Genomic DNA, 8,863 nt, shown 5'->3' on the forward strand with positions numbered 1-8,863 from the left:
TGAGGCGCAGCGTTCCGGCCATACGCGGACCGTGGCGTACGTTCAGTCCCATCAGGGTCAGGTTTCATGAGCCTGGCCCTATTGCCCTCGGGAAATCTGCTGCCCAAGCTGTTGGGAGGAAAAGTGTGCAACGCTCACCCGCAGCGGCCCGATCCGGCCTGCCTTGGCGTGTCGGTTGGGCGCCGATGCGCCGCGTCACTGTCTTCACTGCCGGGTAAGCACGACGTGGGTGGCAAGCGGCGACGCCACGTGTTTGGTACAGGCGTAGCCCAAGGCGGGAAGGTCTATCCCGTCGAACAGTCGCTCGCCGGAACCGAGCAGGACTGGTGAAATGGCGATGTGCATCTCATCGATGAGGCGCTGGCGAACATACTGCTGGATGACGTTCACTCCGCCACCCACACGGACGTCCTTTCCTCCGGCGGCTTCGCGGGCTCGGGCGAGCGCGACGGCAATGCCGTCCGTCACGAAGTGGAAGGTCGTTCCGCCTTCCATCACCAGCGGTGCACGTGCATGGTTGGTCAGCACGAAGACGGGGACGTGATACACCGGGTTCTCCCCCCACCAACCCCGCCAGTTCTCGTCCGGCCAAGGCCCACGAACGGGACCGAACATGTTTCTGCCGAGGATCCACGCGCCGATGTTCCTGAAACCCCGAGCCGCAAATTCCTCATCGACTCCTTCCGTCGTTCCACCCTCGTTGCCAAGCACCGCTTTCTGGAACGTCCGCGTGGAAAAAGCCCAACCGTGAAGAGCCGTGCCGCCCACGCCGAGCGGGTTGCTGATGTCCTGGTCGGGACCGGCGCCGAAGCCGTCCAGTGAAATCGTGAAACTCTCTACACGAAGCTTCGACATGATGTCTCCCGGGGGTACGTAATCAGAAGTCGTGCCAGGGGCGCCTGACGTCTGGCAGGAACGGCGACGGACAGTCAGCGGAGCGGGCTGTCGAACGTCGTTTCGATGGAAGGGTTGGCCTCACTCTGCGAGCGCCTCTTCCGCGGCCGCACGTGCATGAATCGCCGTGGTGTCAAACAGCGGAACGTCGCCATCCCGTTGACCGACCAACAGCGAGATCTCCGTACAACCCAGAATGATCGCCTGCGCGCCTTGCGACGCCAAGCTTGCCATGACCCTTTGGAACACGCTGCGGGATTCCGCCAAGACCATGCCCAGACACAGCTCTTCGTAGATGATGCGATGAACCGAATTGCGGTCTTCAGCGCCCGGGACGATCACGTGAAGCCCATGGCGCTTGCTCAGACGCTCCCGGTAGAAGGGCTGTTCCATGGTGAACCGAGTGCCAAGGAGCCCGACCGTGGAGTGACCGGCCTGCTTGATTTCGGTGGCAGTCGGATCGGCAATGTGCAAGAGCGGAATGCCGACGGCCGCTTCAATGGCAGGCGCCACCTTGTGCATGGTATTGGTGCACAGGACCAGGAAGTCTGAACCCGCCGCCGCGAGCGAACGAGCGGCGTTGGCCAACACTTCGCCCGCCGTCCGCCAATCTCCCGCATGCTGCAGGCGTTCGATTTCATGGAAGTCGACGCTGTACAGGATGATCCTGGCTGAGTGCAGACCGCCCAATCGGGCCTTGATCGTCTCGTTGATCTGACGGTAGTAAGGGATCGTCGACTCCCAGCTCATGCCGCCAATGAGGCCAATGGTCTTCATGCTCCCCGCGTCCCGATCAGTGACAATGCTGCCCAACGTCCGAGTCTACCCGCTGTCAGCGGCAGCCGCAGCTTGTCGGCGGATGGCTACGGGTCCAGGCTCAAGTATCCATCAACAATTGCCCGGCCGGAGAGAAAATCGACGTTTGCCAGGATTATGGACTTCCCGGCGCATTTTGCTTTAGCCGTGCAAGCGCACCGCGGGGATGCGTAGCCGTTCGCGATGCACCCCTCCATGGCCAGCATCGGACGCCGTCCGATCTGCCTTATCATGCGTGATTTTGGCCCCTGAGGCGCGCTCGCTGGAGTGCCGCGGGCCGAAGGGCACCGCCAATCCGGGCAGGGTTGGCACCCCACGGAGGGGAATCGATGTTGCAGCGGTTCGTTACGGTCATCCTCGTGGCAAGTCTCGCCGCGCTTGGGGCTTCCGGCCACGCCCAGGCGGCGAAAAGCGTCGATTCGTCCATTCCGCCGGCAGAGCTGCGGCGACTGGAAATCCGGAACAAGCCGTGGACGGGCGACTTCGACCAGATGCTCACGCGGCGGATCATTCGCGTCTACGCGCCGTACAGCCGCACGCAATACTTCGTCGACGGCGGCCGTGAGCGCGGCACCGAAGCCGAGCTCGTCCGTGACTTGGAGCGCTGGATCAACCACAAGTACGCGAAACAGCTCGGCAAGCGCCCACTCACCGTTTACGTCGGCGCCGTGACGCGCGATCGGCTGCTCCCGGATGTGCGTGCGGGACTCGCCGACATCGCGGTCGGCAACCTGACCGTGACCGAGGATCGGCTGAAGCTCGTCGACTTCGTCGCGCCCGACGAGAAGCTCGTCAACACCGAGATTCTCGTCACCGGTCCGGCCTCGCCCGCGGTCGCGACCCTCGAAGACCTCTCGGGCAAGACCGTGCAGGTCCGCAAGGCATCCAGCTATTACGCGAGCCTGATGGCGCTGAATGAGCGCCTCGCCAGAGCCCGGAAGGCAGCCGTCAGGATCGTCTTCGTTCCCGAAGCGCTCGAGGACGAGGACATGCTCGAGATGTTGAACGCGGGCCTGCTGCAGGCAATGGTCGTCGACGATTACAAGGCGAAGCTGTGGTCGCAGGTGCTGCCCGGCATCAAGGTGCACGAGGAGATCGTACTGCGGCCGCCGACCAGAAAGGGTTGGGCGATTCGCAAGGACAGCCCGAAGCTCAGGGCGGTAGTGGAGGAGTTCTACGCGAGCTGGGCCAAGAAGGCAGGCGTCATCCCGCACCGGCAACTCGAGTACATGAAATCGATCCAGGCACTCCACAACGCGGCCGGCAGCGCAGACGCGAAGCGCTTCGAACAGACGATTGCACTGTTCGAGAAATACGGTGGCCAGTACCGCTTCGATCCGCTGATGCTCGCGGCCCAGGGCTACCAGGAGTCGGCGCTCGATCAGAGCAGGCGCGGCCCGACCGGTGCGATTGGCGTGATGCAGGTGATGCCGGCTACCGGGGACGCCCTGAAGGTGGGGGACATCAGGGTCATCGACGCGAACATCCATGCCGGCGCAAAGTACATGGATCAGCTCATGACCAAGTACTTCAAAGACGCGCATTTCGACGAGCAGGACCGCTCCCTGTTCGCGTTCGCGGCCTACAACGCGGGGCCGGGAAACATCGCGCGGATGCGCACCGAAGCGCAGAAGCGCGGACTCGATCCCGACCAATGGTTCAACAACGTCGAGGTGGTCACGGCGGAGAAGATCGGCATCGAGACGACGACGTATGTCCGCAACATCTTCAAGTACTACGTTTCCTACAAACTGACGCAGGAGGCGCGCTCCTCTGCGCAGACGGCCAAAGAGCAGGTGGCCCCCGCGAAGCGGTGAGGCTGACCCGCGTACCAGATTTCCAGCCAAGCAAACTGCTGCCGTGACCCCTCATTTCGTGTTTCTCCGGCAACGAGGCCGGAGGCCGATACCCATGGGCGAATCGCGGTCGCAAGTTGTTATGGAACTGTCGCCAGCTCCCCAGGACAGCTCCGGTCTCTCGCAGGTCCCGGAAGCACTCGTGGCTTCAAGCATTCGTCGTGCAGCTTGCCGTTGAAACTCTCCGCGAATCCGTAGTGCCAGCGTCAGCCTCCCCGTCAGGCGGACCCTTCGGAAGTGGAAATCCTGGATTGCTGCTGGCGGAACTCGACGGGCATCAGCTTGGGCCTTGCCAATCACCGCTTTCGGAAACGTCCGCGTGGAAGATACCCAGCCGTGAAGCGACGTGCCGCCCACGCCGAGCGGGTTGTTGATGTCCTGGTTGGGACCGGCACCGAAACCGTCCGGTGAAATCGTGAAACTCGCTACACGTAGTGTCGACACGATGTCTCCCGGGAGTGCGTAATGAGCCGTGCCAGGGACGCCTGACGTCGAGATAAGCCGACCGCTGCAGCGTAGAGGAAGCGGGTGGGCTCAAGCGTCTTCGTGGGCCACGCTGCAAAATGAATTCGCAGCCTGGACCGTTGCTCTTTTCAATCAGAAGCTTGGCCAGTCGTCCAGGCTGTCGATTTCTTTCCAGGCACGAACGCACGCACTGGTCGCGTCAAGGCCAACAAATATGGCTGCCTCAGCCCAACGTCGGCGAAGGAGACCAACCAGTTGCTTGCCTTCTTGGTTGATCCACTTTCTCATTTCGCTCGGTACGTCGGCCTTCTGATCGGCGTTGATGCGCGTCAACATCGTGGACTTGCCAAGATTCCCGCTACCTAGGTTATACGTCCACGAGATCAAAGCAGCCGCCTCGCATTCCAGGAGAGGAACTTTGACGCGCAGTTTTACGTCGCGGGCTGCGCCCTCCATGTCGCGACGAAGCAGTTGCTCGGCAGCGGCTTCAGTAATCGGCGGAGTCGACGGACTGACCGGCTTTCCCTTTGCATCAACGATCGTTCCGTAACCGATCGTCCAGGTTCCACCAGGCAATGATCCGTTGTCGTCATACGGCGCACTGAAAAAGCCTTCAATACGCTTGACAACTGCAGTTGCGGCTGTCGGAACACAACCGTTCCAAAGCGGACTTGCTGTGTTGATGGGTTTCGCTGTTTTCTTCGCCGTTGCCATAGACATCTCCAGTGAAGTTGAATTTGAACCACCCCAAGTGACGGAAATCCTCGTCGGCACTCTTTCGGGCCACACCGATTTGCTCGCCCGGGCGGAAGATGTCCTCGGTGCAACCTGCACGTTGCCGGCGATGGGATCAGCCATCGCAGCATATCAATTTTTCGGAAGCCGAGTTCGCGGCGAATAAGCAGCCGACGCGACGCAAGTGCCTTCCTGCCGACTTGGAACGGGTTCTCCCCTGGCAGGAAGTTCTCGAACTGATCGAAACGCACTACCTGAAAGCGAAGCGCAACCGGCCGTTGATCGGAATGGAGCGGATGCCGCGGGTGAATCGGGTGCACCTGGGGTACAGGCATTCGGACGTACGGGTGGATGACGCGATCGCTGACAGCCAGGCATTGCGGTGTCTTGTCCGGATCGCCCCGGTCGCGGCAAGCGGTGCCGGATGCCACCGCGCAGTTGCAGTTTCGTCACGTGCTGGAAGAGAACGAACCGGCGACGAAGCAACTGCTCGAGGCGATCCGGACGCAACTGCCGGCGAAGGGACTGATGATGCGCGAGGGAACGATCGCCGACGCGGCGCGCAGAGTTCGGGGCCATTTCCCACATTGGCGCCTGAGATGCAATCACGCGAGAAATGACCGCTCCTGCTGACCCCTCCTGCCACGGACGACGGCCCGCATGGCTCCACGGCTGCGTCAATGCGCATGGCGGAAGACGTGACTTGCGGCGCGCAGCGCCCTGCCACCTTCCAGAGCCTTCAACACCTCGGCCTTGGTCAAGCCGGGCGCAAGTTCGCCCGGCTCAAGCGTCGTCGCGATCAACGTCATCACGTAGTGCTGCGGCGCGTTGCCGCGAGGCGGGCAGGGGCCGAACCAGCCGAGCAGAGCTGGGGTGCTTTTGCCGGCGACGAAACGGTCTCCCTGAGGCGCGCTGCTCGACTCGCCTTCTGCGAACGAGGAGACGTTCGTGGGAATGCCATGCACGACCATATGAGAAACGCCGAGCCCGATGCGACCGGCCTGGTCGTCAATGAAGATGACGAAGCTGCGCGTCCTCTCCGGCGCGTTGCTCCACTGGACCGGCGGTGAAACGTCGTCGCCGAGGCAGTTCGGGTTGGTCTTCAGGTTGCCGGCACTCCTTTGCGGCAGTATCGCGTTGTCCGCCATTCCGGTCCAACCCACGCGAAAGGCACCTGCAGGCACGGCGTGCTCCTGCGTGGCTCAAGCGGCAAGCAGGGCGAGGGAAAGCGCGGCGGCAAGCGTCTTCACGGTCCGAAAGTCCTCTCTCCGTTGCCGTTCGGGGTCCGGAGTTCGGAGTCGATTCTCGTGGAATTCGGGGTCACGGAGTTCGGGGCAAGTTCTCCCATTGGCACATCCTATGCGATCACGCGGGAACCGACCCCTCCGGCGGGTGTTCAGCCGCAAGGCGTTGTTCGGCGGCGCCGCGCTCATTGCGCCTGGGATGCAACACGGCTCAAGCCCGATCAGCGATCGGGGGCGGCAGCGTTGCCGTAGAAGTACAGCCGCTCGCCCGACAGCGTCTGCCTGGTCCAGGCCTCGAAGTCGTTGGCCGTCATGGTGCCCCAGTCCGGCGTGTGCTCGACCAAGTCGCGTCCGAGGCGACGCCCCAGCTGAACCAGCGACAGGCCGGCCGCCGCGCGCTCGGCGTCGTAGGCAGCTAGCAGATCGGGCCACTCCCTGTGCTCCTGCCCGAGGCGAGCCAGGCATAACGCGTCCTGGATCGCCTTGGTGGCGCCGCTGCCGGTATGCGGCCGCGTCACCGTACCGGCATCGCCGATCAGCATCACCCGGCCGTGCACGTAGCAGTCTATGAGATCGTCGTAGATCGGCTGGATCGACACCTCTTCGAGCTGGCTCATTCGGATCACGGCCTCGTAGTCCGGGGGAAAACCTGAGGTCAGCAACGCGTCGAGGTGCCTGTAGAGTGCATGCGTCACCCCACCGGGCGGAATCGAGGTTGGCTCGGAGAAGTCCAGCCCTGGGGGCTGCGGGGCGTAAATGCCCCAGTTCACTCGACGGTCTCCGGGGTCGGTGCGGTCGTCGAAGTTGGGGATCAAATAGACGATGCCGTGACCGCCATCGAGGCAGATGTAGTGCCAAGCGTCGGCCCGGGTTCCACGGTCGACCGCTGCCCGATTCTCGAGCCGGGCCTCGGGGTAGTTCCCCCGCCACAGGATATACCCCGCATACTCCGCTCTCGCGTCGGGCATGATCTGCTGCCGAATCATCGACCGGTACCCGTCGGCACCGACCAGCAGGTCGAAGAGCTGCGAGGTGCCGTGGTCCAACACCGCCGTCACTCCCTTGGCGTCCTGGCTGAATCCGAGGAGCGTCACGCCGTCGTGGTACCGGGCGTCAGCCACGCCGGCGCGCAGCTGCCGCCACAAGACACCCCAGTTGTTGTGCGCGGCGGGTGCGGGCTGAGTCCAGAGCAATCGACCGGACGAGGTGCCGTCGGCCAGGATCCACCAGCGGTGGCTCACCCGGCAGTGCGGGTAGCCGGCGGGAAGGTACCCGGCGTCGATCAGTTCGTCCCGCAAGGTGATCGGTATGGCGATTCCGGATCCCCGATCGCGCAGAACGCCCCTGGAGCGCTCAAACACCTGCACATCGCATCCCAGTCGTTCGAGGGCGATGGCGGTCGCACATCCGGCGATGCTGCCCCCAATGATCCCAACGCGGCTCCCACGAACCAGCATCGACGATCCCTTACTCTCCTTGTGTGGTCAGTCGCTTCATGATCTTCCTCCCTTCACAGTACTCTCGGCTGTGCTGACTGCACGCCCGGCGTCATGACGCCGAACGTTCCACTTGAGGGGACGGGCAAGATTGGCGCGCAGTGCCGCCCGGGAACGCTCCCCTCGAAGTTCTTGTCGGGGAAACGCTGATTCCATCGGATCACGATATTCTGGCCTCCATACAATCAATGACTTGTGTGTCCCGGCACACCGGACGGACGAATTGTTCAGCGATTCCCTGGAACAATGTAAGTCCTGAAGCCCACCCCTTACTTGGGTTCGAACAGAATCAATTTGCAATCGGTGTTGCCGACATTCTCCAGCCAGTGCGATGGTGCCTGTGCACGCACACGAGCATTGCCAGCCTTGGTAATAAGGTCTGCAGTCTTCCCGTCCGGCGTGTGCACTCGCATATTGCAGTCGGTCAGGTTATAGGCGGCCACCGGGGTTCCGTGTGAATGCCATTTGTCGCGCTGACCGGGTTTCCAGGTTACAGAGATAACCCGATATTTCTCGTCTTCCGCGATTACCGAGTAAACGTCAGGGGACGCGACAAATGACCGAGCGACATCTTCCGCCCAAGTAGCCGGAGGCAGCGCAAACATTCCTACCGCAGCGACCGTTAGCAGTGCTGCGAACTTGCTTTCTCGCATGGTGCCCTCCCTTCGTGAAATAGGTGGTGACTTCTGCCTGCACACCGGCGGCGGAAGTGCGCCTCCACATACGCCGAATGTCCTGACTGCCGCCGTGTCCACTGGCGACGTCTAACGCCTGAATGAATCCGCGCAGCGAAATGGCGTCGACTTGAATGGATTGTCGGACGAAGCCGCTGCGCGGCGGATCTGCTGGCGACGTGCTCCCATAACTATGGGACCTTCCGTCAACCGGCGGGTTCTCCCCCTGCGGATCAAGGATCCGGATTTCGATCACGACACGATCATCGTGCGGGAGGGCAAGGGCTCCAAGGATCGGGCACTGATGTTGCCCGCGAGCGTGGCGCCTGACCTGCGTGAACAACTGGCGCGTGCCCGGGCATGGTGGCCGAAAAATCAGGCCGAAGGCCGCAACGGCGCTGCGCTTCCCGATGCCCTGGAGCGGAAGTCCTGTTCAGGGTCAGTTCTCTCCGCATGGCATCACTCTGCACACGATGCGCCCGACCGTCGCCAGGTGCACCCCAGAATACTCGGCGATCTCCCAGTAGCAATGGGCGCCGCCCGGCTCTGCATGCGCTGCACGAACGCCTCGTCGCCAAGGTAGATCTGCTGGCGCAACCCTTCCCAGATGCGCTGTCCGATGCCTTCGGAGACAAAGGCCCGATAGCGGCGACGTGCTTCTTCCCGAACCGGTGCGAAGAGAC

8 protein-coding genes and 3 pseudogenes are annotated in these 8,863 nt (G+C 62.6%); 3 read left to right on the forward strand and 8 right to left on the reverse strand.

Annotated elements, in window-relative coordinates:
• Positions 1-204: 204 nt before the first annotated feature.
• Positions 205-855: a dihydrofolate reductase family protein gene (locus NFV80_RS16430; RefSeq protein WP_295331345.1), complete on the reverse strand. Its 651-nt coding sequence runs from the start codon at positions 853-855 to the stop codon at positions 205-207.
• 120 nt (positions 856-975) lie between these two features.
• Complete coding sequence (locus NFV80_RS16435) at positions 976-1,671, reverse strand: aspartate/glutamate racemase family protein (protein ID WP_295331346.1); 696 nt, start codon at positions 1,669-1,671, stop codon at positions 976-978.
• A 368-nt stretch (positions 1,672-2,039) separates the two neighbouring features.
• Between NFV80_RS16435 and NFV80_RS16440 the strand changes: the two genes are divergently transcribed.
• Positions 2,040-3,527: a transporter substrate-binding domain-containing protein gene (locus NFV80_RS16440; RefSeq protein ID WP_295331348.1), complete on the forward strand. Its 1,488-nt coding sequence runs from the start codon at positions 2,040-2,042 to the stop codon at positions 3,525-3,527.
• A 327-nt stretch (positions 3,528-3,854) separates the two neighbouring features.
• Here the strand turns inward: NFV80_RS16440 and NFV80_RS16445 are convergent.
• Together NFV80_RS16445 and NFV80_RS16450 are read right to left on the reverse strand one after the other, a co-directional pair.
• Positions 3,855-4,010 (reverse strand): annotated as a pseudogene (locus tag NFV80_RS16445) (dihydrofolate reductase); the annotation flags it as partial.
• A 153-nt stretch (positions 4,011-4,163) separates the two neighbouring features.
• Entirely contained in the window at positions 4,164-4,889 is a 726-nt protein-coding gene (locus NFV80_RS16450) for a lysozyme (RefSeq protein ID WP_295331349.1), read from the reverse strand.
• Between the two features lie 264 nt (positions 4,890-5,153).
• On the opposite strand from NFV80_RS16450, the gene NFV80_RS16455 reads away from it, so the two are divergent.
• Entirely contained in the window at positions 5,154-5,399 is a 246-nt protein-coding gene (locus tag NFV80_RS16455; protein ID WP_295331350.1) for a hypothetical protein, read from the forward strand.
• 44 nt (positions 5,400-5,443) lie between these two features.
• Here NFV80_RS16455 and NFV80_RS16460 read toward each other — a convergent pair whose 3' ends face one another.
• The 3 genes from NFV80_RS16460 to NFV80_RS16470 all read right to left on the reverse strand — a co-directional run bounded on the left by NFV80_RS16460 (position 5,444) and on the right by NFV80_RS16470 (position 8,159).
• A complete protein-coding gene (locus NFV80_RS16460; RefSeq protein WP_295331352.1) occupies positions 5,444-5,914 on the reverse strand; it encodes a YbhB/YbcL family Raf kinase inhibitor-like protein in 471 nt (156 codons plus the stop codon).
• Between the two features lie 317 nt (positions 5,915-6,231).
• Positions 6,232-7,467, reverse strand: a complete 1,236-nt coding sequence (locus NFV80_RS16465) for an FAD-dependent monooxygenase (protein ID WP_295331354.1) — start codon at positions 7,465-7,467, stop codon at positions 6,232-6,234.
• Positions 7,468-7,775: 308 nt separating this feature from the next.
• Positions 7,776-8,159, reverse strand: a complete 384-nt coding sequence (locus NFV80_RS16470) for a hypothetical protein (protein WP_295331355.1) — start codon at positions 8,157-8,159, stop codon at positions 7,776-7,778.
• Between the two features lie 237 nt (positions 8,160-8,396).
• Here NFV80_RS16470 and NFV80_RS16475 point away from each other — a divergent pair.
• Positions 8,397-8,607: pseudogene (locus NFV80_RS16475) on the forward strand (integrase); the annotation flags it as partial.
• A 32-nt stretch (positions 8,608-8,639) separates the two neighbouring features.
• Here NFV80_RS16475 and NFV80_RS16480 read toward each other — a convergent pair.
• Positions 8,640-8,863, reverse strand: a pseudogene (locus tag NFV80_RS16480) (hypothetical protein); the annotation flags it as partial.

This window comes from Accumulibacter sp., assembly GCF_023806565.1.
In the GTDB taxonomy this organism is placed as follows: domain Bacteria; phylum Pseudomonadota; class Gammaproteobacteria; order Burkholderiales; family Rhodocyclaceae; genus Accumulibacter.